The sequence below is a fragment of the Kouleothrix sp. genome (assembly GCF_046328425.1).
GTDB lineage: Bacteria > Chloroflexota > Chloroflexia > Chloroflexales > Roseiflexaceae > Kouleothrix.
Genome location: NZ_JAXLWP010000013.1, coordinates 69,065 through 95,510 on the forward strand (window position 1 = coordinate 69,065; position 26,446 = coordinate 95,510).

The following is a 26,446-nucleotide window of genomic DNA, read 5'->3' on the forward strand; positions in this document are numbered from 1 at the left end:
ACCACGATTCGGCGATCTTTGCAAGCTATGCGGGCGCTTATTTCCACCAGCGCCCGTGTGCCGTGGCGACTGGCCGGGCGGGTGGCAGCCGAAGGGGCTGGCCTGCGAGCAGCGCAGTGGGCGTGGTTTGCACCAGCGCTTCGGCGGCGGCGGCGCCAACCAGCGCTGCGGCGCGGTCGCGGGCGGCGCTAAGCAGCGGTGGACGGCGCGGGTTCAGGCCGTGCGCGTCGCTGGCCAGCAGGTGTGCCATGCCGTGGCTGACAAGCGTCTCGGCGGCGGCGCGCAGGCGCTCGCCCTGGCCACCAAGCAGCGCTTCGGCAGTTACCTGCATCAGCACGCCGCGCTCGATCAGCGGCAGCAGTTTGTTGGGGTGGCGCTGCACCTCGGCGATGCGCTCGGGGTGTGCCAGCACCACGCGGTAGCCGGCGACCTGCAGATTGAAGATGGTGCTGTCGAACCCGGCTGGGAAGTCGGCGCTAACCAGCTCGAGCAGAATGGCGCGGCTGGTGCCATACGCTAGAAGCTGCCCGCGCCGTAGCCGCTCGACAATGTTGGCGCTGTAGAAGATCTCGCTACCTGCGACTACCTCGATCGGCATACCGGCCGCTGCCAGGCGCGCATTGATCTCGCCGATGCGCTCGTGGAACAGCGCCGGGTCGTAGATGCGGCAGGCGCTCGAGCCTGGGCTGTGCGGCGTGGCGGCGATCACCCGGGTGCCGTCGCGCGCCGCGATCACGGCCATCGCCAGCGATTCGTCGATGGTCTGCGCGCCGTCGTCGACGCCATACAATATGTGTGAGTGCAGGTCGATCATGGCGATGTACGATCATCTGTGCAATCTATGGATGATCGCCCTATGAGGCGCCGCAACGCTTACCCGTAGTAGCCGTAGCCCTGTTCGACTTTGGCGTTGTTCAGTACGACGCCGACGATATTGGCTTTGACTTTCTCGAGAATCTGGCGCGCCTGGCGCCCGCGCTCGCGGCTGGTTTTGCCGGCCTGAAACACCAGCAGCACGCCGTCGACGCGCGTGGCGAGCACTGCCGCGTCGGTAACTGCTACCACCGGCGGGGTATCGAACAGCACGATATCGGCCAGGCCGCGCAGCCGCGAGATCATCGCTTCCATCTTTCGCGAGCCTAGGATGTCGGCTGGGCGCGGCGGCAGCGGCCCGCTTGCCAGCAGGCTCAGGCCCGGCACGCCCGTTTCGAGCAGCGGGATCTCGGCGTCGTCCTGGGCCAGGATCGTGCTGGTGAGCCCGGCGTCGTTCGGCAGGCCGAACAGCGTGTGCAGCGTTGGCCGGCGCAGGTCGCAATCCACCAGGATCACGCGCTGCTCGGCCTGCGCCATGGTGACGGCCAGATTGGCAATTGTGGTCGATTTGCCTTCGTCGGGCGCGCTGCTGGTGGCCAGCAGCGTGTGCAGCTGCCGGTCGAGGCTTGAGAACTGGATGTTCGTGCGCAGGGTGCGGTAGGCCTCGGCCGCGGCCGAGCGCGGGTCGCGCAGCGCGATCAGCGGGCTACGAGTGGCGCCATTTGGTGATGTGGTCATAATCGTATTAAATTCTGGGCCATGCGCAAAGCGCATAGCTTATTCGACGGTCGGTATCGCGCCGAGCGTGGTAAGCCCCACGAAGCGCTCGATGTCGGTGGCCGATTTCAGGGTGCTGTCTAGCGCTTCGAGCACAAACGCGAGCAGCAGGCCGATTACCAGGCCGAGGATACCGCCGGCCGCGACGATCACGCGTGTCTGCGGCCAGTACAGGCTCACGCGGTCGGCCGGCTGCAGCTCGCGCAGGTTGATCCGGCTGCTGCCCTCGAGCGAGCTGTTGAGCGAGGCCACCAGGCCGACCATGTTCTGGCCGATGGCGTTGGCCAGGCGCGGCGCCACCTCGGCGTCGGGGTAGGTCACCTGCACGACGATCTTGCGCTCGTCGGGCAGCGGCTGAATCGCCACGTGCTTGTTCAGCAGCCATTCGGCGCTGCGGTCGAGCCCCTGCTGCTGGCTGACTTTGTCGAGCTCGCGCGGGGCCAGCGCCAGCTCGCGGTAGCTGTTCATGCTGTTTTGCAGCACAATCGAGAGGCCGTTGTCGAGCTGGTTCGCCAGTACCAGGTAGGTCGCCTCCGAGCGGTACAGCCGCTCTTGGAAGCGCGTGAACACGTACGCGCTGCCTGAGGTTACCACGGCCGCCAGCACGATGATCCACCAGCGCCGGCGCAGTATATTGACATAATCGATTATTTGCATTATTTCACCATTTCCGATGAGGCACGGCCCAAACCGGCTTTGCGGTTGATTGCCCCGTGGGCGTAGAGGCGCGATGTACGCGCGCGTTCCGCGTCAGGCCGAAACTCTGCCTAGCGGGCCGGCGCTGGCGCGTGTTCGAGCCGGTGGAGCAGCAGCGCCAGCCCGGCAGCCGCGCCCAAGCCGAGTAGCGCGCGCAGCGCCGCGTCGAGCGCGACGGCGCGAAGCCCGTTCAGGCGCACTGGTGGCCCCGGCGGGTCGAGCACGCCAATGTTGAGCCCCGGCTGCGCGCCAGGCGCGTTGGCGACGCCCCAGTACCGCAAGCCGTGCTCGCGCAGCAGCGCGAGCGCCGCATCGGCAGTGCCGCTCGCCGCTGCAGGCGAGCTTGCTAGAATGCCGATGCTGACCGTATGCTCGCTGAAGCTGGCCGTGAGCGTTGCGCCAGGCTCATTGCCTTGCTGCCCGAGCGCGGCCGCCAAGTCGGCGCGAAACACGCTGCTCTGCACGATCGCCGGAAGATCCTGGGCAGTGGTATCTTCGCCGCGGTCCGACAGGCCAGCCTGGCCCGGCGCCTGGCTGTCACGCGTCACCAGCAGGCGCATGGCGGTGCCATAGCGCGCGGGCTGCGTCAGCGCTGTGGCGATGCTCAGCAGCGCCACCAGCGCGGGCACGAGCGCGAGCAAGCGCCAGCGCCGGCGCAGAATATCGAAGTACTGACGCAGCTCCATAGGTTGCGACGCGCAGCAGCGCGATAGACGGTACGTGCCCTGATGCCGGCTTTGGCGCGGCGCCCGGTGTGCTACTGTATGCCGCCGGCCTGGGCGCCATCGATAAGCTCGCGCATCTTCCCAAGAAACACCTCGCGCCCGAAATTCTCGGCGTGGCGGCGGATGATCGCGGGGTCGTACCGGTCGTTGCGGGCGCCGGCCACCGCTACCGCCAGCGCGGCGGCGCTCTGCTCGTAGAAGAAGCGGCCGGTCACGCCGTCGATGACGGTGTCGAGCGCGCCGCCGGCGCCGTAGGCGATCACCGGGCGGCCAACCGCCATAGCCTCGAGCGGCGTAATGCCGAAATCTTCTTCGCCAGGGAAGATAAACGCCCGGCAGCCGGCGAACAGATCGTGGCGCTGCGCTTCGCTGATCTGGCCCAGGAACTCGATATTTGGCCCAGCCAGCGCCTGCAGCCGCTCGCGGTCGCGCCCGTCGCCGAAGATCTTGAGCGGCAGGCCCAGCGCGCTGAACGCGCTCACCACCAGATCAAGCCGCTTGTACGGGATCAGCCGCCCGCCGGCCAGGTAGAAATTCCCCGGCACCCATGGCCGGAACGGCGGCAGCTCGACCGGCGGTGCGATCACCGTCGCCTGGCGGCCGTAGTAGCGCGCAATGCGCGCCGCCACCGCCTGCGAGTTCGCCACGAAACAATCGACGCGCGGCGCCGTGCTGACGTCCCACAGTCTAACATAGGAGAGTGCGATGGGCAACACAGCGCGCTGCAGACGGCCAAAGCCCTCGCGGCGGATGTAATCGTCGGTGCGCCAGGCGAAGCGCATGGGCGTGTGGCAGTAGCAGATATGGCGCGCGTGGGGCGCCGGTATCACGCCCTTGGCGTAGGCGCTGCTGCTGCTGATGATCAGGTCGTACCCGCTCAGGTCGAAGCTTTCGAACGCGCTAGGGTAGAGCAGGAAATATTTCTGAAAATGGCGCCGCCAGCCGGGCAGCCGCTGCATCCACGAGGTGCGAATATCCCAGCCGCGGTAGTCCTGCGGCATGGCCTCGGGGTCATAAATCGACGTGTAAACCGGGGCGCCGGGGTACAGTTCATGCAGCGCCTCGAGCACGCGCTCGGCTCCGCCGTACTGGTTGAGATAATCGTGGACGATGGCGACGCGCATGGTCATTGCTTGGCCTGCCGCTGATTGCTGACGCATAAACTACCAGCAAATGCGCCAGGCGTCAAACGGCCGAGGCCGGCGCTGCTTGGCGCCGGCACTTGCATGGAATCGCTGATCACCATATAGTAGTACGAGCATAGTTGCTCCTGCGCCCAGGGGCAACATCCTAGCCACGATGGAGGCAATCAGACAGCTATGACATCCAATCAAGCCGAGCTGCGCCGCGTGTTTACTAGCGCCAGCCTGGGCCACACCGCGTATCGGGCATGGTCGCTGCAGGCGCGCCACGAGCGGCGCTTCAATATCGCTAGGCTGTTCGAGGCGCTGGCGACTGCCAAGCTCGCGCGGGCCGAGAGCGTATTTCGCGATCTTGGCGAGGCCGGCAATACCGGCGACAATGTCGATCGCGCGCTGGCTGGGCTCGAGCCCGAGTCGATCGCCACCGGGCCGGTTACCGGCACTACCCCGCTGGCGCGCGACATGCTGCTGCGCGCCCAGCGTGCCATCCGCGAAGATCGCGACCTGCGGGCCGACGAGATTGGCGACATTTATGTCTGCACCACCTGCGGCACGCTGCGCGAAGGTGTGATCACCACGGCCTGCGCGGTGTGCGGCGCCGTGCCCGAGGCCCACAAGGCTTTTCGCGCGATCGAGGCGATGGGCGTGCTCGGCCCGCACGCGATCATGGCATCGCTCGAGCATACCGAGGAGAGCCTGCGCAAGCTGTTCGATGGCGTCGAGGAAGAGCTGCTGGCTGCGCGGCCGGTGGAAGCCCAGCCGTCGATCAAAGAGCTGGTTGGCCACCTGGTCGACATCGACAAGGTCTTCCGCGAGCGCGCCTGGCTGCTGCTCGAGACCGACCGGCCCGAGCTGCCGCCCGCGCACCCGCCGCGGCTCGACGCGGCGGCGGCCTACCGCAGCCAGCCGGCCGATGCGATCCTGGCAGCGTTTCACGCCAGCCGCCGCCAGACGCTGAACCTGCTGCGCGGGCTCACCAGCGCGGCGTGGCACCGCCAGGGCCACCACGAGCTGTACGGCACGATCAACCTGCTGCACCAGGGCAACTGGGTGGTGGCCCACGAGCGCACCCATCTGGTCGAGCTGGCGCAGCTGCGCCACGACCTGCTGGTGGGCAGCCAGGGCGCCAAGGCCTCGGCCGAGCTTGGCGAGGTGGTGGTGAAGGATGTGAGCGAGGGCGAGTAGCGCCGGCACTTGGGCTGCGGCGCGCATCAAGCCTGACGATACTGGACGAGTGAAGGAATGGCACACGCTTCGCGATCGGGTCGGCGCGCCTCGCTCGACATGGACGAGGTGGCGCCGAACTATTTTGCACTGAACAACTCGCACCTGGCTACGCTGCTGAAGAGCGAGGGCCTGATCAAAGGCCATATGTTCGAGCTTACCAGCTGGCGGCGCGAGGGTTTGCTGGCGCGGCTGCGCGAGCGCGGCTTCAGCGTGCGCAGCCTGGCCGATCGGCTTGAGGCGCTGCCGCTGCCGCCGGCGCCGCACCCGATCGGCGGGGCGGGCTGGCGCGCGCTGGCTACGCCGCTCGAGCAGTTCAGCCATTTCGACCTGCGGCGGCTGCGCTGGCACCCGATCTCGGCCGAGACGCACAATGATGCGCCGGGCGTTGCGCTGTACGATGGCTGGGTGCTGCGGCGGCGCAAGGGGCGTGGCGCGGCGTCGTTCTACCAGGCGCATAAAGAGCGTGGGGGCGGCATTGGCCTGCTGCCGCTTGGCGAAACCAGCGCGCTGCTGCAGGGCTATGCGCAGGCGCTGGCCTTCGACCCGCGCCCGCTGATCGGCGAGGTGCGCCCGCCTGAGGTGCCCGATGGCGAGGCCGAGCTGCGCTTGCCCGAGATCGAGCTGCCGCGGCCGTACCGCGAGCTGCTCGAGCTGGTGGCGCGGCGCGACAAAGACGGCTGGCTGGTACGCCGCACTGGCTGGCCGCTGGCACGCGCGCTGTTCGAGCGGCTGGGCTGCGGCCTGACGATCGAAGAATAAACCGACGCCGCCCGAGGAGCTGGGGCGGCGTCGGCTGGCTCCTGGCGGCGCGTGATCGCGCAGTAGCGCCAGGTGCGGGCGGTGAGCTTCACGCGATGATGCTGAGGCGGCCCGGTTTCGTCGCCATACCAGCGGCGTGGCAGCATCCCGCTGCTGTGCTGCGCTTCGTCTAATTGGCAGCTCGCCACACCAATCATACACGAGCCTCCGTAGTACAAAGCCCTAAACGTGCCGAACCGGCAGCGATGCTCCCCTGGAACATCGCTACCGGCTCGCCGAGTCGGGCCGCGGGCTGGTGGTTACCGGCCGCGGTTGCGGTTGCGCAGAAACGGCGGAATGTCGAGGTCGTCGCTGCTGCTGAACGTCGGCGCGGTGCGCGGCTGCGGCTGCTGCTGCGGCTGCACCACCGGGCGCTGCGGCTGCGGCTGGGCCGCCGGCACCGGCACCTGCTGCTGCTGCGGCTGGGCCGCGCCGGGGAACGCGCGCGAGCGCTGCACATTCGGGCGCGTCGAGTCAAAGCCGGTGGCGATCAGCGTGATCCGCACCTGGCCGGCCGGGAAGTTCGGGTCGATCACCGCGCCGAACTTGATGTTCGCGTCGGGGTCGACCGCCTTGGCCACGATGTCGGCAGCCTCGTAGATCTCGAGGATGCCCAGGTCTTCGCCGCCGGTGACATTGAACAGCACGCCCTTGGCGCCGTCGATCGACACCTCGAGCAGCGGCGAGGCGATCGCCTCGTTCACCGCGTCGACCATGCGCGTGTCGCCGCTGCCGTAGCCGATCGCCATCAGCGCCGAGCCGGCCTGGGCCATGATCGCCTTCACATCGGCGAAGTCGACATTGATCAGGCCACGCTGGGTGATCACATCCGAGATACCCTGGATGCCCTGGCGCAGCACGTCGTCGGCCATGCGGAAGGCCTGCAGCATAGACGTGTTCTTGCTGGCGGTCTGAAGCAGCCGGTCGTTTGGAATAATGATCGTGGTATCGACCATCGGCTTGAGCTGCTCGATGCCCTGCTCGGCCGTCTTGCGGCGGTGGTTGCCCTCGAAGGTGAACGGCCGCGTCACCACGCCGACGGTGAGGATACCCAGATCCTGGGCGATCCCGGCGATCACTGGCGCGGCGCCGGTGCCGGTTCCGCCGCCCATGCCGGCGGTGATGAACACCATATCCGAGCCCTTGAGCGCCTCGTAGATCTCTTCGGTGGTTTCCTCGGCGGCCTTCTGGCCGATCACCGGGTTGCCGCCCGAGCCAAGGCCCTTGGTGAGCTTATCGCCGATGCGGATGCGCACGTCGGCCTGCGAGTGCATCAGCGCCTGCGCGTCGGTATTGACGGTAATGAACTCGACGCCCTGCACGCCGTCCGATACCATTCGATCCACCGCGTTCGAGCCGCCGCCGCCCACGCCGATCACCTTGATGGTGGCTTGCGGCTCGGGGGTCAGGTTGAAGTTGCTGAAATCAGCCATGAGATGCCTCCTGTTGTCGTTATGAGTTATGAGTTATGAGTTTTGAATTTACGAGTGCGAGTTTGTAGCTGAGTGTGCCGTAGCACTCAAAACTCAACACTCAAAACTCAACACTTCTAGGGAAGAAATTCTTTCAGCCAGCCTTTGAACCGTTCGTACGCCGAGCCCATGTTGTGGCGCTCGGATGGGCCGCCGGGGAGGTTGTGCATCGCCAGGCCGTGGCGCGCGCCCCAGCGCAGCAGGCCGACTCCGGTTGCATACGGTGGCGTGTCGATCGAGTCGGAAAGCCCGCCTAGGTCGGCCGGCGTGCCGACGCGCACCGGGATGCCCAGCATATCGCGCATCAGCTCGTCGAAGCGCGGCAGCTGCACCGCCCCGCCCGTCAGCACGACGCCAGCCGGCAGCAGGCCCTCGTAGCCGCTGCGCCGGATCTCGTTGTAAATTTGCTCGATCACCTCCTCTGCGCGCGCTTGCAGCACCTGGTTCAGGAGCGAGTGGCTGATCTGCTGCCGCTCGCCGGGCGCGAAGCCCTCGGCCTCGATCAGATCGGCCGCAGTGTCGCCCGCCTCCTGGGCGATCGCCGCGCCGTATTTCAGCTTCAAATATTCGGCGGTATTGTGCGGCGTTTTCAGCACTACCACGATGTCGTTGGTGAAGTGGTTGCCGCCCACCGGCACCACGCTGGTGTGCCAGATCCCGCCATCCACAAACACCGCGATGTCGGTGGTGCCGCCGCCAATGTCGACCAGCACCACGCCGCGGTCTTTATCGTCGGGCGTCAGCACCGCCTCGCCCGACGCCAGCGTCTGCAGCACGAGGTCGTCGATCTCGACGCCGGCGCGCTGCACGCTTTTGATCAGGTTCTGGATGGCCATCACCTCGCCGGTGACGATGTGGGTTTCGACCTCGAGCCGGAAGCCCGACATGCCGATCGGGTCGCGGATGCCCTCGTGCCCATCGACCACGTACGCCCGCGGGATCACGTGAATGATCTCGCGCTGGTTGGGCATGGCGATCGTCTGGGCGTTCTCGACCGCGCGGGCCACGTCGTTGCGGGTGATCTCGTGATCGCCGCGCCCGACCGCCACCACGCCGCGGCTGTTGAGCGACGAGATATGCCGACCCGAGACGCCGACAAACGCCGTGCCGATCCGGTAGCCCGAAAGGCGCTCGGCCTTCTCGACGCTGGTGGCGATGGCGTTGACGGCGTCGTCGATATTCACCACGACGCCCTTGTCGAGCCCTTTCGAGGGCGTGAGGCCCACGCCGAGCACGTTGACGCGCCCGCTGTCGTGTACTTGCGCCACGATGGTGCAGACTTTGGTGGTGCCGACATCGATGCCGACGATGGTGCGTTGTGCCATAGCGTTTCCTCAGAATTGCCGATTGGCGGTTGCAGCCTGGGGCCTCCCACGCGCCTGCAGAGCGGCAATCGGCAATGCCTATGTTATGGTGTCGCCGCCGTGGGCGTTGCTTGTTCGGGCACGTCGTTGCGGTAGAACGGCGTGCTTGGCCGCAGATCGAGCATGGTGAAGGCGGTGCCGTCGTTCAGCAGCGTGCCGAGCACCGCCAGCTTCTCGTCAAGGTTGTTGGACGTGCCAAAGATAATCGTGCGATTGTCGGCGGTTGAGATATACATTCCCCGGCCGAGATCCCAGCTGATATGCGCGGGCCGCAGGCCCAGCTCGGCTGGCAGCCGCAGGCTCAGCACGCGCCCAAGCGCCAGCGCGTCGGTGTCGACGTGGTCGTTCGGCTGGATCGCGCGGTTGCTGGCATCCTCGATCACCAGCGTATTGCTCAGCGGCGCGGTCGCGTCTTTGTCGAGCACACGGCCCGATGCGTCGACTAGGTAGAGCGCGCCGCCGGACTGCCAGCGCAGCTCGGGCCGCCGCTCGCTCACCACAATTGTGAGCTTATCGGGCAGCGCTACGCTCGCGCGGGCATCCTCGATATACGCGCTGGCCTTCAGCTTCGCGGCCACCTGTGCAGTGTCGAGCATCCAGATCGACTGGCCGCGCGCGCCCGAAAGCTCGGCAACGGCGTCGGCGCGCATGGCCTCGGCGCCCTCGACGTCGATCGTGCGCACCACGAAGCGCGGTGCCAGGCCGACGTACAGCAGCCCGCCCAGCGCGGCCAGCAGCAGCACCAGGCTCGCCATTCGGCCGCTCGCCAGCCACGAGCCCACGGCGCGGCGCGGGCCGGGCCGCGTGGCCTGGGTGCGGCGCGAGCGCGGCTGCCCGGCGCGGGCGCGGCGGCGCGCGGCTACGCGCTCGCGGCTGTTCGGCTGGTTGTAGTCGAATCGCTCCATAGCATTCAGAAGCCGGAAATCGGCATTCGTAATAAAAGCAGTAGCTATTCTGCCTTCTGGCTTGTGCCGTCTGTCTTCTCGCCCTGCCGCTCGATCGCCAGCGCGATCAGCCGGTCGAGCAGCGCGGCGTACGAAAGCCCGGTCGCCTGCCACATCTTGGCGTACATGCTCACCGAAGTGAAGCCGGGCATGGTATTGACCTCGTTCAGGTACAGCGCGTCGCTGTCGCGATCGAGCAGGAAATCGACCCGCGCCAGGCCGGCGCCGTCGATCGCCTTGAACGCCTGAATGGCCAGCGCGCTCACCTGCTCGGCCAGCGCGGGCGCGATCTCGGCTGGAATGACGATCTTCGACTCGCCGCCCAGATACTTGGCCTCGTAGTCGTACCACTCGTTCGATGGAATGATCTCGCCGGGCACGCTGGCGGCCACCTCGTCGTTGCCGAGCACGCTGATCTCGATCTCGCGCGCGTTGATGCCCTGCTCGACCACGATCCGCCGGTCGTAGCGCGCCGCCTCGGCCAGCCCGCGCTCGAGGCTTGCGCGGTCGGTGGCTTTGCTGATGCCGACGCTGCTGCCCATGTTGGCTGGCTTGACGAACATCGGGTAGCGCAGCTGCGCCTCGATCTGGCTAGCGGTGTGTTCGGGCGCGCGCTGCCAGTTGACGCGCCGCACCAGCAGCCAGGGCACCAGCGGCAGCCCGGCGGCGGCGAAGGCCGCCTTCATCATGGCTTTGTCCATACCCACAGCCGAGGCCAGCACGCCGCAGCCGACATACGCCACGCCGGCCAGCTCCATCAGGCCCTGCACGGTGCCGTCTTCGCCCATCGGGCCGTGCAGCACCGGGAAGAGTACGTCGAGTGATGCCTCAGGCGTCAGCAGCCAGAATTCAGAGTGGTGGGTCAGGGCCAGCGCCGTTGTGTTATCGCGCGTCGCAGCGGCGGGCTGGTTGCCGGCGCCGGCTGGCAGCAGCGCCGGGTTGGCGGCCTCGATCAGCGCAGCAAGCGCGTTGCCGCCGACGAGCCATCGCCCCGCCTTGGTAATGCCGATTGGCACGACATCGTACTTATCGCGGTCGAGGTTCTCGATCACCGCGCTGGCCGACACCAGCGAAACCTCGTGCTCGCCGGATTGGCCGCCGAACAGCACGCCAACGCGCAGCTTCTGTGTCATACAGTTTTTCCCTCAACTTCCAGCCGGCTCGCTTCTGGCCCGAGCATTGCGGCGTGGCGGCGGTAGAACTCGTTGCGCGGCAACCCCGATCGGTCGCGCAGCGCATACTGCTCGGCGCGAGCGGTGGGCCAGCCATCCGGCCGCGCGGCCGCGCGCGAGCGCACCAGGCTGCCGCCCGCCCCGCTCAGCGCGTCGAGAATGCGCTCGCGCTGGCCCCAGAGCATGTCGGCTGGAAGGTCGCCCGCGTCAAACCAGCCAGTTTCGATCACCTCGGCCGGCGCCGGCCGCAGCGTGCCGCCGGCTATCTTCCCGGCAAACAGCGCCAGCGTGTGGTAGCCGCCGAAGTTTGGCCGCGAGTACAGGCCCACCAGGCGCGTCAGGGCGACCTCCAGGCCGGTTTCTTCGCGCGTTTCGCGTACCGCGGCCTCGGCCAGCGACTCGCCGGCCTCCACGCCGCCGCCCGGCAGGCACCAGACCTCAAAATCCTCGCGGCGGGTCAGCAGCACGCGGCCGCGCTCGTCGAACACCGCGACATTCACGGCAAGTGGCACGCTCATCCAAGTATCTCCACTTCCAGCGTCAGCGCTATGCCGAACTCGCGCAGCACGCGCTCGCGAGCCAGCTCGATCAGCTTGAGCACGTCGTCGCTGCTGGCACCGCCGAGGTTGACGATGTAATTGGCGTGGCGGGTGGCGATCTCGGCGTTGCCGATGCGTGTGCCCTTCAGCCCGGCCGCCTCGATCAGCCGCCCGGCGCTGTCGCCCGGCGGGTTCTTGAACACACTGCCGCACGACGAGCCTACCGGCGTCTTGCGCTTGCGCTCGGCTGCGGTGTGCTGCATCTGCTCGGCGAGTGCGCGCGGGTCGGCCCGGCGCAGACCGAACTCGGCCTCCAGCACGATCGGAGCGACGGAGGACGAAGGGTGAAAGAAGAACGGGGCGCTAGCGTCGGCGCCATCATTCTTGGTCAATAGTTCTTCGCTCTTCGTGCGCTTGAGCGCGCTGGTGCGGTAGCCGTACGCAAACCGCGCGGCTGGCCACTCCTCGATCGTGTCGCCCGCCAGCAGCCAGGCGCGCCGCAGTGCTTTGGCGATATCGCCGCCATAGCAGCCCGCGTTGCCGAACACCGCCCCGCCGATCGTGCCGGGCAGCCCCTCGGCCCATTCGAGGCCGGCCCAGCCCATGCCCGCCAGCCGCCGCGCCGTGCCGGCCATGGGCGCGCCCGCGCCCACGCGAGCGACGGCATCGTCGCCGCCGGCCTCGACACGCAGGCTCTGGTCGCGCAAGCGCACCACCAGGCCGTCGAAGCCATTGTCGCGCACCAGCAGATTGGTTCCGCCGCCCAGCACGAACAGCGCCAGCCCGCGATTCTGCGCCCAGCCACGCGCGGTGCGCAGCGCCTCGGCGGTGGCGGCATTGGCGAAAAAGCGCGCCGGGCCGCCGATGCGCCAGGCGGTGTACTTCGCCAATGGTTCGTTTTCGAAAAAATTCAAAACCATATGCATCTGATTTCAGCACAGAGACACGGAAGACACCGAGTTTTGACTTTCCGGTTCTTTTCTCAATGTTCTTAGTGCCTCTGTGGTCATCCAAGCCACCGCTAGTTGCGGCGTGGCGGGTGCCCGCTGCGGATGCGCTCGCGCAGCTCGGCCGCCTCGTCGGCGTGGTGCAGCGTCTCGCGGATCTTCAGCGCCTCGACCCAATCTGCGTTAGCGCGGTCGCGGCGGCCCTCTTCGTAGCCCAGGTCGCCCAGGCGCTCGAGCGCGCGCGCCAGGCCGATCTGGTCGTTGTTGCGCCGCGTCACGGCCATGGTGCGCTCGTACAGCTGGCGCGCCTCGGCGAAGCGGCGCTGCGCGCGCGCGATATTGCCCAGGTGCAGCAGCGCAATCCCCTGGCCGCGCGGGTTCTGCAGCTGCTCCTCGAGCGCCAACGCCTGGCGCATATGCTCGGCGGCCTCGGCATAGCGCTCGAGCTGCTGCAAGATCATGCCCATAACCGTGTGCGATCGCGCTTGCCCGACGGTATCGCTGATCCGCTCGCGCAGCGCCAGGCTTTCTTCGGAGTCGGCCAGCGCCTCGTTCAGCTTGCCCTGGGCCAGCCGCGAGAGCGCGATCTTGTCGCGCAGGATCGCCTGGCCAAGCAGGCTGCCGCGCCCCTGCTCGATGCTGAGCGAGCGCAGGTAGAACGCCATCGCCTCGCGGCTGGCCCCCAGGATGCGATAGATATCGCCGACGCTGCTGAGCACGCGCGCCAGCATGGTGCGGCCGTCGTGCTGCTCGGTCTCTTCCTGGGCGAGCTGAAGCTCCTGCAGCGCCTCAAGGTGGCGGCCCTGCAGCTGGTGTACCTTGGCCAGGTGCAGGCGCACCTCGGTTTCCAGCTCGCTCAGATCGTCGTCGGCGGCCAGCGAGCGCGCCTGCTGCAGCACGACTTCGGCGCTCGCCAGCTGGCCAAGCTCGCGCTGCATGCGGCCAACCGACATATAGGCGCGCGCGGTGGCCTCGGTGTTGCCGCGCGACTGCGCGATGCTGAGCATGCGCCGGGCGTAGTCGAGCCCTTCGCGATACTGCCCGCCGAACTCGAGAATTGCCAGCGCCAGGGCGTAGGCCTGCAGGTCGTAGCGGTGGCGCTCCTCGGTGCTCAGCCGCTCGATCAGCGTCAGCGCGTGCTCGGCCCAGCGCCGCGCCGAGGTGAAATCGAGGCGCGTCATTCGCGCCTCGGCAATGCTCAAAATCGCTTCAACTGCTTCTGCAAGCGCGCCCGCCTGCTCCCAATGCCAGGCCAGCGCCTCGCGCCAGTCTTGGGGTGGCTGCGGGCTGCTGCCGTAGCGCGCGATCAGCGCCTCGGCGGTGCGGCGGTGAAATGTTGCGTTGTCGTCGGTCGTCACGGCTGGCTCGTTTCGCGTCTAGCAAGGGTAGCAAGCATACCAGATGCAGTACGACAGGCTGTAAGTTTCAGATTGTGAGCGCCGGCTGCGAAGTATAGTGCTTGTGCACGCAACACTCATGCCTCCAGAAAGGCTTCGCCGACGCGGTTTCCATCGCCGGCGCCGAGCATCAGCAGCACATCGCCCGGCCGCATGAGACTTCGAAGCGCTGCTGCAGCCTGGCCAATGCTGCCAACAGCGCGTACATTCGGGTGCTCGATCCGTTTTGCCACCGCCGCCGCGTCGAGCCCGAGCGTGTCGGACTCGCGCGCGGCGTAGATATCGCCCACCAGCACCATATCGGCGTCGCCAAAGGCGCTGGCCCATTCCTCCAGCAGCGCGGCGGTGCGCGAGTAGGTATGCGGCTGGAAATAGGCGACGATCCGCCGCCCGCCGAACCGCTCGCGCGCCGCCGACAGCGTTGCGCGCACCTCGCTCGGGTGGTGCGCGTAGTCGTCCACTACCGTGACGCCGCCGGCTTCGCCGCGGACTTCGAAGCGCCGCCGCGCGCCGCCATAGCCGCCCAGCGCCGCGATCGCCTGTGCCGGCGGCAGGCCGGCCGCCGCGAGCGCCGCGAGCGCCGCGAGCGCGTTGCGCACGTTATGCGCGCCGCTCAGCTGGATGCGGCACGGCCCCAGGCTGCGCGTCGAAAGCGTACGCCGGTCGTAGCGCCACACCTCGAAGCTCGTGCCGCCGGCGTCGGCGTGCACCCGCGCGGCCATCCAGTCGAGCAGGTTGCGCCGGCACGACACCGGGTCGCGCCACACGTCGTCGTCGATGCCGTAGCGCGCCGCGCCGGGCCGGTCGGCCGCGCGTAGCGCGCCAGGGTCGTCGCCGCAGACGATCAGGTTGCGCGGGTCGGGCAGCGCGCCGGCAAAGTCGCGAAACGCCGCGTCGTACTCACCCGCGCTCGGGTAGATATCGACGTGGTCGAGCTCGACGTTGGTTACCACCGCGATCTGGGGCGTGAGCGCCAGAAACGTCCGGTCGTACTCATCGGCCTCGATCACCAGCGGAGCGCCCGGCGCGCCCCAGCGCGCGTTGCGCGGCAGGCCAGGCACCTCGGCGCCGATCAGGAAGCCTGGGTCGCGCCCGGCCGCCACGAGCGCCAGCGCGATCATCGCGGTGGTTGTCGTTTTGCCGTGCGTGCCGGCCACCGCTACAACCGGGCGCTCAGCCGACCAGGCGCGCCACAGGTCGGCGCGCTTGAGAATTGGGATGCCAGCGGCGCGCGCGGCCTCGATCTCGGGGTGGCCTGCCCGCGCCGCCGAAGTCGCCACCAGCGCGTCGGCGCCGGCCACATGCGCCGCGGCGGGCGCGTGCGCGATCGACGCCCCGCGCGCCGCCAACGCGTCGGCCAGCGCGTTGTGCTGTGGATCAGAGCCGCTGACCTGGTGGCCCTGATCGAGCAGCACATGCGCGATCGCACTCATGCCCGCGCCTGCGATGCCGACGATATGGTAGCGCATAGTCCCAGCCGTTATGTTTTCCAGACGCGGTTGAACCGCAGCAGAATAATCACGAGCAGTAAGATCAAGAACGCGCCAATCATGGAAGGAATAACCGCGCCGTAGTTTGGCAGGCCATTCAGCGCGCTCGAGAGCAGCCCGCCCTGGTTGAGCGTCTCGGGGGCGGCGGCCCAGAACGCCGAGGCGGCGCTGATGCCGAGCACCCCGATGTATAGGCCAGCCAGCAGCCCGAGCAGGCGCATGTTCTGGGCCTTATCGTTGGGTTTGAGCGGTGCGCCCTCCCACGGCCACGCGTATGCGATACCCACCGCCAGCAGTGCCACGAACACCAGCACGCGCAGCAGCAGCGGCGCCTGGAAGTTATCGGGGATCAGCGGATCCAGCGTATCGACGGCATTAAAGTCGCGGCCGAGCGCGAATGCGATCAGTTTCGGAAAGTTCGTGTAGAACCGGTTGAGCAGCCCTACCACGTAGTTTCCGCCCTGAACCGTCAGCAGGTAGCCAATTGTGATGAAAACCGCGATGCTAAGCATGTAGCGGAAGCCCTTGCGCCAGCCCAGGGCCGCCAATCCGATCAAGATGGCGTAGGTGACGAGGGAGCTTCCCAGGTTGATGATGATTAATCCGTTGTCAGTACTCATGCTGGGCTTCTCCTGGTTGCCAGATCATACCGCGAACCAGCCGATCGCCGCGCGCCGATCGCCGATGCTGCCGGTTCCACTCTTCTACGTGGCGTACATACTCGTTGTTTGCGCGAACCTCATCTCGTCACCGCGGGCGGCGCGCGCTGCGGCGCGGGATGCCCGGAACTTCACGCGCGCCGCGCCGCCCACCCGCACTGCCCCGTGCTGGCCGCCACCACCCGGCCAGTCGTTCGCGTAGCGCGATCGGTGGTCGCCGCGACGCCCGTAGTGCCTGCTCGGGCGCCTCGCGCGGGCGTTCGACAGTATGCCGCGAGATGCTGAGCAGAATTCCGGTTGCGACCATACACATAATCAGCGACGAGCTGCCATAGCTGATGAACGGCAGCGTCAGCCCGGTGAATGGCAGCAGCGTTGTCACCACCGCCATATTGATCAGCGCCTGAAACACCAGCCAGCCGGTGAGGCCAGTGGCCAGCAGCGCCGCGAACGGTTCGGGCGCGCGCCCGGCGATGCGCAGCCCACGGTAGGCGATCACCAGAAAGCAGCCGACGACGAACAGTGTGCCGATCAGGCCGAACTCTTCGCCGATCACCGCGAAGATCGCGTCGGTGTGCGCCTGCGAGAGCCAGATGAATTTCTGGCGGCCCTGCCCCAGGCCCACGCCGAAGATCCCGCCGCTGCCGAGTGCGTACAGCCCGTGCACCGGCTGCCAGCCGGCGCCCAGGTAATCCGAAAATGGGTCGAGCCAGGCGGCGATGCGCCCCTGCCGGAATGGCGCGATCTTGATCATCGCCCAGAACGCCCCGCCCGACACCGCCGCCGCCGCCAGGATGTGCAGCAGGTTCGCGCCGGCGGTGAAATACACCAGGCCGCCAATCACAATCATCACGATCGTCGTGCCCAGGTCGCCTTCGAGCATCACCAGGCCACACACGATCCCAAGCATCATGGCGAATGGGATGAGCCCGTAGCTGACATTGTCGAGCCGCTCGCCGCGCCGCGAGAGCCAGTCGGCGAAGTAGACGATCATCGCCAGCTTTGCCACCTCCGACGGCTGCATGCTGAAGAAGCCAAGCCGGATCCAGCTGCGCGCGTTGTTCACCTCGGTCAGGTCGGTGGGCAGCACCAGCACCACCAGCAGCAGCAGCAGCGCGGCGCCGATCAGCTGCACCGAGTAGGTGCGCCAGAAGCGGTAGTCGATCCGCTGGGCGACCAGCAGCCCGATCGTGCCGAGCACTACCCCGCTCAGCTGGCGCAGCGTGTAGTAGAGCTGGTTGCCGTGCTGGTTGAACGCGTCGACAAACGAGGCGCTATACACCATCACCAGCCCGAGCGGCACCAGGATGCCGACGGCCGTGAGCAGCGGGTAATCGGGTTTGCGTTTGGATGTGTCGAACATAGACGTTTGTCGGCAGCCAGCAGCCAGCAGTCAGCGGCATCGTCTGCCGGCTGGCCGCTGCCTGCTGCCTACTGGATAGGCGGATACATCGTCTTCACCAGCAGAACCAGCAGCGCCAGCACCGCCAGCGTGCCGGCCCAGCCCCACGCCAGCCCGCGGCGCACGATCCGCGGCGGGAACAGCCGGTCATCGAGCTCGAAGCGTGGCGCAAGCAGCCAGCCCACCAGCGCCCCGCTAACCAGCCCGCCGATATGCGCGTTGTTATCGATACGCGGCGTGCTAAAGCCGATAAACAGATTGATCATGATCACGGTGATCAGGCTGCCCAGCTGCTGCCGCGAGATCTCGCCCAGCAGCTTGCGCGAGCTATAGTAGAACGCTGCCAGCCCGCCGATCAGCCCAAAGATTGCGCCCGACGCGCCCACGGCCGCGATCGGCGAGCGCAGGTACGATGCCACGCCGCCGGCCAGCCCCGCCAGAAAGTACAGCGCCAGAAAGCGCGGCGTGCCGTAGATCCGCTCGCTTTCGGGGCCGAGCACGTACAGCGCCCAGGCGTTGAACCCAATATGCAGCAGGCCGGCATGCAGGAACATCGACGTGATGAACCGGTAGTACTGGCCGTCGTATATCGCCTGGTTTTCCTTTTGTCCTAGCGCGAATAGCAGGTCGTCGATCGGGATACCGTTGATCGTGACCCGAAAGATTTGCAGCAGCGCCGGAATCGCGAAGATTGCGATGTTCAGCGCCAGCAGGACCCACACCGCGCGCACCGGCTCGAATGGCAGCGCCAGCCGGTAGCTCGGCGGCGCGATTGGCCGGGCCTCGCCGTACACCGGCGGCTCGCCCTCGCGGCGCGGCCCGAACTCCTGCTCGAAGTTCCGCAGCACCGGCTCGATATCGTCATCTTTGCGGTCAGGTTCTGTCATGGCTTCCATGCCGGGGCTTTCGCGCAGGCCGCCAAAGCTCCAACATCATTAGTCTAGAGTTAGGAAGTTACGCTCTTGCGCTATGCGGCTTGCTCAAAGTACGCTCACAGTTGGCCGACGATCCGCCGAAACTCTTCGCCACGGTGGAATTCGTTGCGAAACATGCCGAAGCTCGCGCAGCCCGGCGCCAGCAGCACGATCTCGCCCGGCGCCGCCTGCCCGCGCGCCGCCGCAATCGCCGCCGCGAAGTCGCCGTATGGGCCGAGCAGCGGTGTTGCCGGCGCCGCTGCGGCCAGCGCCGACTGCAACTTCGGCGTTGCGCTGCCTTCGAGCAGCACCACGGCTTTGGCGCTCTCGGCGATCGCCCGCGCGAAGCCTTCGAACGGCAGGTTTTTGTCGGCCCCGCCGGCGATCAGCACGATCGGCTGGCTGAAGCTGTGCAGCGCGGCGATCGCCGCCTCGGGCGCGGTGGCCGCCGTGTCGTTGACATAACGCACGCCCGCGAGCTCGCGCACCAGCTCGAGCCGGTGCTCGACGCCGCCGAAGCCGCGCACTGCGGCGCGTATGCGCGCCGCCTCGGCGCCGAACGCGCCTGCCAGCGCCGCCGCCGCCGCGACATTCGCTAGGTTGTGGCGGCCTGGCAGCGGCACCTCGTCGCGCGCAATCAGCAGCGCGCCATCCTGCCAGATGCCCGCGTCGTCGTAGCGCGTGCCGGCGTAGCTGCCGAACCAGCGCACCTGGCCGGGCGCCTCGGCGGCCCACGCCGCCACGATCGGGTCGTCGTGGTTCAGCACCACCACGCCATCTGGCCCCTGCCATAGAAAGATCTGCTTTTTGGCCTCGCCGTACGCCGCCATCGACCCATAGCGATCGAGGTGGTCGGGCGAAAGGTTTGTGACGCAGGCATAGCGCGGGCTGAGGCCGGCCTCGCCGAGCCCTTCGAGCTGCCAGCTCGAGAGCTCGAGCACCACCGGCGTGCGCGCGCCGATCCGCGGCAGCGCCTCGAGCGCCGATACGCGCAAGTTACCAGCCACCACAGTGTCGGCGAACTGCTCGCGCAGCATCGCCGCCGCCAGCAGCGTGGTGGTGGTTTTGCCCTTGGTGCCGGTAATGCCGAGGATCGGGCCGGGGCAGAGCCGGAAGAACAGCGTCATCTCCATCTCGATCGTCGCGCCGGCGGCGCGGGCGATCTGGAGAAAGCGCGATTCGCGCGGGACGCCGGGGTTGCGCACTACCAGGTCGGCGGCGCGGAAGTCGCTCTCGTCGTGCCGGCCGAGCACAAAGCGGATAGGCAGGCCAGCCAGGGCGTCGAGCGAGGGCTGTAGCAGCTCTGGCCCGCGCAGATCGGTAACGGTGACGAGAGCGCCGCGGTCGGCGAGGAAGCGAGCTACGCCCAGCCCGCCGCCGTGGACGCCCAGACCCATCACGAGTGCGCGTTTGCCACGTAGATCCATAGTAGAGTCACAGCGCGAATGAAACACCAGGCCAGCCGGCGCCTACGATCGCTCGACCGTCGCCGTCTCGCCTTACCCATTGTTACGCGATCACTGCCCGCTTGACTGCACCGTTGTGGTGTATGCTGGCGGCGCATCGACCCTGGCACGTTGGTCGGCGTCGCGCAGCGTGAGCGCCAGCGAGATGCCGATCAGGGCCGCAACCATACCCACCAGCACAAAGCGCTGCATTATTTGTGTTTCGCTCCAGCCTACCAACACGAAGTGGTTGTGCAGCGGCGACATTTTAAAGAAGCGCTTGCCCTCGCCCAGCCGCCGGCGCGTCCACTTGAAGTAGCCGACCTGGATCATCACCGAGAGCGCCTCGCCCACAAACACCGCGCCGACCACCGGCAGCAGCAGCCACTGCTGCGATTGTAGCGCGATCACCGCCAGCACTGCGCCGAGCGCGAGCGACCCCAGATCGCCCATAAACACCTGGGCCGGGTGTGCGTTGAACCACAGGAACGCTGCGCAGGCGCCCACCAGCGTGAAGTTAAAGGCCATCAGGTTGATGAACTTCTGATCCAGGAAGGTGATCACCCCGTAGGCCGCGAACGCCAGCGTCAAATTCCAGCCTGCCAGGCTGTCGAGCCCGTCGGTCAGGTTCACGGCGTGGCTGGTGCCAATGATGATGAACGTCGCCAGCGGGATGTACCACAGCCCGATGTCCCACTGCCCGACAAACGGAATGATCACCGGGCCTTTGAACTCGGCGCGCTGCAGGCCAAACGGCGCCGGCAGGTACAGCACCAGGCTTGCCCCCAGCGCGATGATAATCGTCAGGATGAGCTTGCGCCGCGGCGTGAAGCCGTAGGTGCGCGAGCGCGTCCCTACCAGCGACATATAGTCGTCGATCCCGCCCAGCACGGCGAAGCCGATCAGCACCGCCAGCGGCAGCAGCATCGACCAGCGGTCGACCAGGTTGAAGCACAGCGTCAGGCCGATCACTGGCAGCAGGATGATGATCCCGCCCATAGTCGGTGTGCCGGTTTTGATAATATGGCTCTGTGGGCCTTCGGTGCGGATCTGCTTGCCAATCCGCTTCTCGCGTAGAAAGCGCACCCAGTAGCCGCCGGTGGCCAGTGTGAGCGCGAACGCCGCCGCAGCCAGCAGCAGCGCACGCGACATATTATCGACCAGCACCGCTCGTAAGGCACTTCCCACGATACATTCTCCTCGAAGTGAGCATGGTTGCCGCCGCAGCCAACCGTCATTCAGCCTCGGCAGATTGAGCCGGCTGCAACGCTGCCACGATCTGCTCCATCGCCACGCCGCGCGAGCCTTTGATCAGCACGTAGTCGCCGTCGCGCAGCGTGCCGCGCAGCGCCGCAATCGCCTCGCGGTTCTGCTCGACGTGCTGAATATGCGCGGCCGGCATGCCCGCGATCCGCGCCTCGTCGGCAATCCAGCGCGCACGCTGGCCCACTGTGATCAGCAGCTCGGCTACTTCTGCCACGCGTCTGCCGACCAGCCGGTGCGACTCTTCCTCGACCGAGCCAAGCTCGAGCATGTCGCCCATCACGGCGATCTTGCGGCCGTCCAGGTCGGCGAGCAAGTTCAGGGCTGCCAGCGACGACGCCGGCGACGCATTGTAGGTGTCGTCGATCAGCGTGGCGCCGCCGATGCCCGGCACGGCCAGCAGCCGCAGCTGCGCGCTCTCGTCGCGCAGCCCTTCGACGATCGCGTCCCATCCCAGGCCCAGCAGCAGCCCGCTGGCGGCCGCGGCCAGCGCGGTGTGCACGCTATGCCGGCCCAGCAGCGGTAGGTGCAGCGTGACGCTTTCGCCGGCGTGGTGCGCCCGGAAAGCGATGCCTGCGAGCCCGCGGCTCTCGATCTGGTCGGCCCACAGGTCGGCGGCTGGGTCGAGGCCATAGAAGAATGGCCGCGCTGGTGTCACCTCGGCCATGGCGCGCACGCGCGCGTCGTCGATATTCAAGATCGCGTGGCCGTCGGGCGGCAGCGCGCGCACCAGCTCGCTCTTGGTGTGGGCCACCATCTCGATCGTGCCCATGCGCTCGAGGTGCGATGGCCCGACGTTTGTCACAATGCCGATATGTGGCCGGGCGAGCTGCGCCAGCAGCGCAATATCGCCCGGCACATACGCCCCCATCTCCAGCACGGCCACCTCGTGGCTGCGATCGAGCTGGAGCAGGGTTAAGGGCAGTGTGGACTCGTTGTTATAGCTTCTTGGGTTTTTTAAGGTGCGATACCGACGCTGCAGCACCGACGCGGCCACTTCCTTTGTCGAGGTTTTGCCCACGCTGCCGGTGATGCCAATCACCGTTGGCGCGAACTGGCCCCAGTGGTAGCTCGCCAGCCGGTGCAGTGCCGCCAGCGGCTCGTCGACCGCGATCAGCAGCACTGTGTCGGGCTCGGCGCCGGCCAGCCCCGCGCCGGTGGGCTCCACCACCGCGAATGGCCGATCCAGCTTCAGCCCGCTCGCCCGATCCTGCCGCACCAGCGCCGCCCTGGCGCCGCGCGCAACTGCGTCGGCGATGAAATCGTGCCCGTCGACCCGCTCGCCGCCTAATGCGACGAACAGTGCGCCGGGAATTGCCAGCCGCGAGTCGATCACCGCCTCGGGGAAGGCAACCTGGCCGAGCGCGGCCGGCACGCTTGGCGTCGAACGCCCGCTCGCGGCCTGCACTCCAGTCAGCACTTCAGCCAATCGCAACACCGCCAAATCCTCCCTATGAACCCGGATCTCGGCGGCATTGTAGCATAGATTATCTTTACCAGTTGCAGGCCCGCGCGGCGCGCTAGTGCGCTGCGATCGCCACGCCCGGCACCTGCTCGGGCCCTACGAAGTTCGGGTCGGGCGCGATCCGCTCATAGCGCATCAGCTGCTCGACGATCTTGCGATACACCGGCAGCGCGGTGTTCACGCCGAACGGGTCGTCTTTCGGGTAATCGATCTTCACCAGAATGGCATAGCGCGGATGCTCGATCGGCGCCAGCCCGGCCACCGAGCCAATTGTGCCGGGGCCGTAGCCGCCCTTGCTGTCGGGGATCTGCGACGTGCCGGTTTTGGCGCCGATCGCATACCCCGGCACCAGCCAGAGCGTGTCGGGCTTGATCGGGTTGACATAGCCATTCGCCGATTTCACGATCATGTCGCGGATGGTGCTCGCCACCTCGGGCGCGATCGGCTGGCCTTGGGCCTGCGGCTGCGTCGTGGTGCAGTTATCGGCGTGGCAGATTTTCGCCACCACGTAGGGCCGCATCAGCGTGCCGCCGTTGCCGATCGCCGCGATCATGCGCGCCTGCTGCAGCGGCGTTACCAGCACCGCCTGGCCAAAGGCGTTGGTGTCGAGATCCAGCGGCCCCCAGCTGTCGGCGTTGGGGTCTTTCACGATGCCCTCGCCCTCGCCCGCCAGGTCGATTCCGGTGGCCTTGCCGTAGCCGAACGCGTTCACCATGGCGTAAAATTTGTCTTTGCCGGTCAGCTCGTTGAACTGCAGCGCCGCGACATTGCTCGAGTAGTACAGCATCTCGGCCGGCGTGAGCATGCCGTGCCCGCCACTGTCCCAGTTCTTCAGCGTCCAGCCGTAGCGCTCGATCACGCCAGGGTCGTCGACGGTGGTGCTGGTGGAGAACGTGCGCGCCTGCAAGCCGGCGGCCACCGTCACCAGCTTAAACGTCGAGCCCGGCTCGTAGCCCTTGGCGATCGCCGGGTTCAGGTTATACATCTCGGGGTCGTAGTCGTAGTAGCGGTTCGGGTCGAATGTCGGGTAGCTGGCCATGCCGCGCACCGCGCCGGTGGATGGCTCGAGCACGATGATCGAGCCGCCGTCGGCCTTGTGCGTGTCGATCGCCGCCTTCAGCTCGACCTCGATCAGGTGCTGGATGAGCGGGTCGATTGTCAGCTCGAGGTCGGCGCCGTCGCTGGCGGGCTTGCTCTGCTGCGGCGCGATCCAGATCGGCTGCGATTGCGCGTCGACTTCGGCGGTGATCATTCCGGTGGTGCCGATCAGGTCGGTGTTGTAGTAGCCCTCGATGCCGCTAATGCCCACGCCCTCGAGGTTTACCGCGCCGATCGTCTGCGCCGCGAAGCTGCCCTGCGGGTACACCCGCCGCGGCTCGTAGATCATCCGCAGCCCTGGCTCGCTCTCGATGATTTTCGATACCTGCTGGGCGATCTCCGGGTCGAGCCAGCGCTTCAGCGGCACCCACGCGCTGTCGGGCTGCTGCAGAGCCGCCAGCAGATCGGGCGCGGGCTTGCCGAGCAGCCCGGACAGCATCAGCGCCAGCCGCGGCGCGTTCTTTTGGTCGACCTCGCGCGGCACTGCGAACAGGCTTTCGCGATCGACATCGAGCGCGAGCACATTGCCGGCGCGGTCGCGGATGGTGCCACGGCGCGGGTTGAGCGGCAGCTGGCGCTTGATCTCGCTATTGGCCATGCTGCTGAGCTTGGCGCTCTGGAGCACCTGCAGATTGCCCAGCCGCAGCGCCACAATCGCAATCATCGCCACTGCGACGATCAAAATCGCGTTGATCCGCCAGCGACTGATCGCGACGGGCCGGGCGGTTTTTTTCAGCTGTTGGCTGCGTGCTGCCATACTGGCCTGGTGTTCACCGCGCATACTTGCGCATGGGCGCGAATGGAGTGCTCGTCGGTATCGAGCGAATGCTTGCCGGCGCTCTAGCGCCCCTCGGCCTGTACGCCCGGCACGGCCGGCGGCGCGATCGTAATGTAGCGCACCTGGTTGGGCTGCATTGGCTGCATATTCAGCGATTTGGCGCGGCCTTCGATCTTCAGCAGCGACTCGGCTTCGGAGAGCTGGAGCTGCAGTGTGCCGTGCTCGCGCAGCAGCAGCTTCTGGGTATTCTGCAGGTTCACCAGCTCGTAGCCCTGCGTGGCCAGCCGGCCCGTCTGCCCGAGCGAGATCAGGCTGAGCAGCGCGAAGATCACCGCCGCAGCGATCAGGTAGCGCCCACCATCGAGCTGCAGGTAGCGCGCGAGCTGACTGCGCCGCACGCGCGCCTGCTGGATGGGAAAGAGCTGTCGGATGTTGACGGCCATGATCTGCCTCTCATCTCTCTGGGTTCAGCTTCTCGGCGATGCGCAGCTTGGCACTCCGGCTGCGTGGGTTGCTGCGCGCCTCGTCGGCCGCGGCCACGATCGGTTTCTTTGTGACGATCGCCAGCTGGTTGCGCTCGCTGCCGCCATAGCCCGACTCGGCGCGAAAGAACAGCTTGGCGATCCGGTCTTCGAGCGAGTGGAACGCGATCACCGCGATGCGCCCACCCGGCGCCAGTAGCTCGATAGCCTGCGGCAGCGCCGTTTCGAGGCTTTCGAGCTCGCGATTGACGGCGATGCGCAGCGCCTGGAATGTGCGCGTGGCTGGGTGAATTTTGCCGTGCCGCCCGCCCAGCGCTCGCTCGACCAGCCCGGCCAGCTCGGCAGTGCTGGTGATCGGCCGCTTGCGGCGTGCCTCGGCGACCAGGCGCGCCACTCGTCGCGCGCCGCGCTCTTCGCCATAGTTGAAGATCAGGTCGGCCAGCTCGGCCTCGGGCATCTCGTTCACCAGATCCGCCGCCGTTTCGCCCTGCGTCGGGTCGAGCCGCATATCCAGCGGCGCGTCGGCGGCGAACGAAAAGCCGCGCTCAGGCGTATCGAGCTGGTACGACGAGACGCCCAGATCGAGCAAGATGCCGTCGACGGCGGCGAAACCGTGCTCGCGCGCCAGCCGGCCGATCTCGCGAAAGTTGCCATGTACCAGCGTAGTGCGCCCGCTATAGATTGCCAGCCGCGCCCTGGCGGCGGCTAGCGCGGCCGGGTCGGCGTCGAGGCCAAGCAGCCGGCCGTTCGGCGCGCTGGCCGCCAGCATCGCCAGGGCGTGCCCGCCGCCGCCGAGCGTCGCGTCGATATAGCTGCCGCCGTCGCGCGGCGCCAGCCCGGCGATCACCTCGCTCAGCAGCACCGGCACGTGCCGGAATTGCAGATTGAGTGGCTCGCGGTTATCCATAGCTCAAGCTGCAACTGGCGGGGTCAAATCCCCAAGGCGGAAAGCTGCTCGGCGATCGTGCTGGCGCTGGTGTCGAGCGACTCGAGCACCTGGCCCCAGTTGCCCATCGCCCAGATTTCAAAGTGCGTGCTCAGCCCGGCCACAATCACCTGGTCGCCAAGGCCGGCGTACTCGCGCAGGTTCTGCGGGATCAAAATGCGCCCCTGCCGGTCGAGCGCCAGGTCGGCCGCGCCCGAGAACAGGTGCCGGCGCAGATTGCGCGCCTCGGCCTGCCCCAGCGACAGCTCGTTCACGCGCTGGGCCAGCCCTTCCCAGGCGCTACGCGGAAACCCCATCAGACAGCGGTCGAAGCCGCGTGTGACCACTACGCCGTCGCCCAGCTCGTCGCGGAAGCGCGAGGGGACGGCCAGCCGGCCTTTGTCGTCGAGGTTGTGCTCGTACTCGCCTAGAAACACAGTGCGCGCTTGCCTTTAGAACATAAGTTCTACTGCTTCCCCACTTTGCCCCACAATTCCCCATAAGTTTGCACA

General features: G+C 67.2%; 25 protein-coding genes. 2 read left to right on the plus strand and 23 right to left on the minus strand.

Annotation, left to right across the window (positions count from 1 at the left end):
* Positions 1–37: 37 nt before the first annotated feature.
* From U0177_RS13555 to U0177_RS13575, 5 genes are all read right to left on the minus strand, one after another.
* A complete protein-coding gene (locus tag U0177_RS13555; protein WP_409571170.1) occupies positions 38–814 on the minus strand; it encodes a tyrosine-protein phosphatase in 777 nt (258 codons plus the stop codon).
* 59 nt (positions 815–873) lie between these two features.
* Positions 874–1,551, minus strand: coding sequence for a CpsD/CapB family tyrosine-protein kinase (locus tag U0177_RS13560; RefSeq protein ID WP_409571171.1), 678 nt, complete (start codon positions 1,549–1,551; stop codon positions 874–876).
* A gap of 39 nt (positions 1,552–1,590) precedes the next feature.
* Positions 1,591–2,247, minus strand: a complete 657-nt coding sequence (locus U0177_RS13565) for a YveK family protein (protein ID WP_409571172.1) — start codon at positions 2,245–2,247, stop codon at positions 1,591–1,593.
* Between the two features lie 110 nt (positions 2,248–2,357).
* The gene (locus U0177_RS13570; RefSeq protein WP_409571173.1) at positions 2,358–2,972 is read right to left on the minus strand and encodes a Wzz/FepE/Etk N-terminal domain-containing protein; all 615 of its coding nucleotides are present in this window, start codon (positions 2,970–2,972) and stop codon (positions 2,358–2,360) included.
* Positions 2,973–3,043: 71 nt separating this feature from the next.
* Positions 3,044–4,135, minus strand: a complete 1,092-nt coding sequence (locus U0177_RS13575) for a glycosyltransferase (RefSeq protein WP_409571174.1) — start codon at positions 4,133–4,135, stop codon at positions 3,044–3,046.
* A 195-nt stretch (positions 4,136–4,330) separates the two neighbouring features.
* Between U0177_RS13575 and U0177_RS13580 the strand changes: the two genes are divergently transcribed.
* Both U0177_RS13580 and U0177_RS13585 read left to right on the plus strand, forming a co-directional pair.
* On the plus strand, positions 4,331–5,338 hold the full coding sequence (locus U0177_RS13580; RefSeq protein ID WP_409571175.1) for a DinB family protein: 1,008 nt from the start codon (positions 4,331–4,333) through the stop codon (positions 5,336–5,338).
* 57 nt (positions 5,339–5,395) lie between these two features.
* Positions 5,396–6,139, plus strand: a complete 744-nt coding sequence (locus U0177_RS13585) for a hypothetical protein (RefSeq protein ID WP_409571176.1) — start codon at positions 5,396–5,398, stop codon at positions 6,137–6,139.
* 299 nt (positions 6,140–6,438) lie between these two features.
* Here U0177_RS13585 and ftsZ read toward each other — a convergent pair whose 3' ends face one another.
* The 18 genes from ftsZ to mraZ form a co-directional block, all read right to left on the minus strand.
* Positions 6,439–7,611: a cell division protein FtsZ gene (gene ftsZ, locus U0177_RS13590; protein WP_409571177.1), complete on the minus strand. Its 1,173-nt coding sequence runs from the start codon at positions 7,609–7,611 to the stop codon at positions 6,439–6,441.
* Positions 7,612–7,727: 116 nt separating this feature from the next.
* Positions 7,728–8,975 (minus strand): cell division protein FtsA, encoded by a 1,248-nt coding sequence (ftsA, locus tag U0177_RS13595; RefSeq protein ID WP_409571178.1) that lies wholly within the window; start codon positions 8,973–8,975, stop codon positions 7,728–7,730.
* Positions 8,976–9,058: 83 nt separating this feature from the next.
* Positions 9,059–9,919 carry a cell division protein FtsQ/DivIB gene (locus U0177_RS13600; protein ID WP_409571179.1) on the minus strand — a complete coding sequence of 287 codons (861 nt, stop codon included), beginning with the start codon at positions 9,917–9,919 and terminating at the stop codon, positions 9,059–9,061.
* Between the two features lie 44 nt (positions 9,920–9,963).
* Positions 9,964–11,091 (minus strand): D-alanine--D-alanine ligase family protein, encoded by a 1,128-nt coding sequence (locus U0177_RS13605; protein WP_409571180.1) that lies wholly within the window; start codon positions 11,089–11,091, stop codon positions 9,964–9,966.
* Positions 11,088–11,648 (minus strand): NUDIX hydrolase, encoded by a 561-nt coding sequence (locus U0177_RS13610; protein WP_409571181.1) that lies wholly within the window; start codon positions 11,646–11,648, stop codon positions 11,088–11,090. Before U0177_RS13610 ends, U0177_RS13605 begins: the two co-directional genes overlap by 4 nt.
* Entirely contained in the window at positions 11,645–12,595 is a 951-nt protein-coding gene (gene murB / locus U0177_RS13615) for a UDP-N-acetylmuramate dehydrogenase (RefSeq protein WP_409571182.1), read from the minus strand. Before murB ends, U0177_RS13610 begins: the two co-directional genes overlap by 4 nt.
* Positions 12,596–12,690: 95 nt before the next feature.
* A complete protein-coding gene (locus U0177_RS13620; RefSeq protein WP_409571183.1) occupies positions 12,691–13,974 on the minus strand; it encodes a tetratricopeptide repeat protein in 1,284 nt (427 codons plus the stop codon).
* Between the two features lie 116 nt (positions 13,975–14,090).
* A complete protein-coding gene (gene murC / locus U0177_RS13625; RefSeq protein WP_409571184.1) occupies positions 14,091–15,482 on the minus strand; it encodes a UDP-N-acetylmuramate--L-alanine ligase in 1,392 nt (463 codons plus the stop codon).
* Between the two features lie 11 nt (positions 15,483–15,493).
* Positions 15,494–16,123: a hypothetical protein gene (locus tag U0177_RS13630; RefSeq protein ID WP_409571185.1), complete on the minus strand. Its 630-nt coding sequence runs from the start codon at positions 16,121–16,123 to the stop codon at positions 15,494–15,496.
* A gap of 127 nt (positions 16,124–16,250) precedes the next feature.
* Complete coding sequence (ftsW, locus tag U0177_RS13635) at positions 16,251–17,525, minus strand: putative lipid II flippase FtsW (RefSeq protein ID WP_409571186.1); 1,275 nt, start codon at positions 17,523–17,525, stop codon at positions 16,251–16,253.
* A 68-nt stretch (positions 17,526–17,593) separates the two neighbouring features.
* Complete coding sequence (locus U0177_RS13640) at positions 17,594–18,451, minus strand: rhomboid family intramembrane serine protease (RefSeq protein WP_409571187.1); 858 nt, start codon at positions 18,449–18,451, stop codon at positions 17,594–17,596.
* 104 nt (positions 18,452–18,555) lie between these two features.
* Positions 18,556–19,905 carry a UDP-N-acetylmuramoyl-L-alanine--D-glutamate ligase gene (gene murD / locus U0177_RS13645; protein WP_409571188.1) on the minus strand — a complete coding sequence of 450 codons (1,350 nt, stop codon included), beginning with the start codon at positions 19,903–19,905 and terminating at the stop codon, positions 18,556–18,558.
* Between the two features lie 90 nt (positions 19,906–19,995).
* Positions 19,996–21,075 (minus strand): phospho-N-acetylmuramoyl-pentapeptide-transferase, encoded by a 1,080-nt coding sequence (gene mraY, locus U0177_RS13650; RefSeq protein WP_409571287.1) that lies wholly within the window; start codon positions 21,073–21,075, stop codon positions 19,996–19,998.
* Between the two features lie 82 nt (positions 21,076–21,157).
* A complete protein-coding gene (gene murF / locus U0177_RS13655) occupies positions 21,158–22,624 on the minus strand; it encodes a UDP-N-acetylmuramoyl-tripeptide--D-alanyl-D-alanine ligase (RefSeq protein ID WP_409571189.1) in 1,467 nt (488 codons plus the stop codon).
* A gap of 82 nt (positions 22,625–22,706) precedes the next feature.
* The gene (locus U0177_RS13660; RefSeq protein WP_409571190.1) at positions 22,707–24,506 is read right to left on the minus strand and encodes a peptidoglycan D,D-transpeptidase FtsI family protein; all 1,800 of its coding nucleotides are present in this window, start codon (positions 24,504–24,506) and stop codon (positions 22,707–22,709) included.
* Between the two features lie 83 nt (positions 24,507–24,589).
* Positions 24,590–24,970, minus strand: coding sequence for a hypothetical protein (locus U0177_RS13665; protein WP_409571191.1), 381 nt, complete (start codon positions 24,968–24,970; stop codon positions 24,590–24,592).
* Positions 24,971–24,980: 10 nt separating this feature from the next.
* Positions 24,981–25,916 carry a 16S rRNA (cytosine(1402)-N(4))-methyltransferase RsmH gene (rsmH, locus tag U0177_RS13670; protein ID WP_409571192.1) on the minus strand — a complete coding sequence of 312 codons (936 nt, stop codon included), beginning with the start codon at positions 25,914–25,916 and terminating at the stop codon, positions 24,981–24,983.
* Positions 25,917–25,939: 23 nt separating this feature from the next.
* Positions 25,940–26,371 (minus strand): division/cell wall cluster transcriptional repressor MraZ, encoded by a 432-nt coding sequence (gene mraZ / locus U0177_RS13675; RefSeq protein ID WP_409571193.1) that lies wholly within the window; start codon positions 26,369–26,371, stop codon positions 25,940–25,942.
* Positions 26,372–26,446: the final 75 nt, after the last annotated feature.